Annotated in this window: 1 pseudogene; it reads left to right on the forward strand. The window is 63.6% G+C overall.

Going from position 1 to position 895, the window contains the following annotated elements:
- Positions 1-49: 49 nt before the first annotated feature.
- Positions 50-895: pseudogene (locus AC1DO7_RS41390) on the forward strand (ABC transporter substrate-binding protein); the annotation flags it as partial.

Raw genomic sequence — 895 nt, forward strand, 5'->3', positions numbered from 1 at the left:
CTGGCCGAGCAGATCGAGAGCGTGAAAGCCACCGGCCCGAACGAGGTCACTGGCCGAGCAGATCGAGAGCGTGAAAGCCACCGGCCCGAACGAGGTCACGGTGGTGCTCACCAGCCCCAATGCCGACCTGCCGGTGATCCTGGGCACCTTCCACTTCCTCATCGTCAAGGACGGCACCACCGACTTCAGTGCCGGCATCGGTACCGGGCCTTACAAGATCAAGGAGGTCAGGCCGGGCGTGCGCACTGTGGTGGTGCGCAACGATGCGTACTGGAGACAGGGAAAGCCCTACCTCGACGAGATCGAGTTCGTCGGTATCGGCGATGAGAGCGCGCGCGTCAACGCGCTGCTGTCCGGCGGCATGGATCTGGTGGGCTCTGTCAACCCGCGCTCCGTGGCCCGCGTCAAGGGTACGCCGGGCTTCGGCACCCTCATCACGCAATCGGGGCAGTACACAGACCTGATCATGCGCAAGGACGCGGGTCCAGGTATGAACCCCGACTTTGTGATGGGGATGAAGTACCTGCAAGACCGCGCGCAGATGAAGAAGGCCATCGCGCTCGACTATGCGGTGCTCGGCAACGATCAGCCGATCGACCCCACCAACCGCTTCTTTTTCAAGGGCCTGCCGCAGCTGGCCTTCGACCTTGACAAGGCTAAGTACCATTTGCGCAAATCGGGCGTGACGGGCAAGGTGCCGATGGTGACCTCGCCCGCCGCCCTGTATTCGGTCGAGATGGCGACGGTGCTGCAGCAGACCGCGCAGCGTGTCGGCCTGGACATCGACATCAAGCGCATGCCTGCCGATGGCTACTGGTCGAAYCACTGGCTCAACAGCCCCGTRGGCTTCGGCAATGTCAACCCGCGCCCCAGCGCCGACACCATTCTCACGCAG

Source organism: Cupriavidus sp. 05N40 (assembly GCF_056397305.1).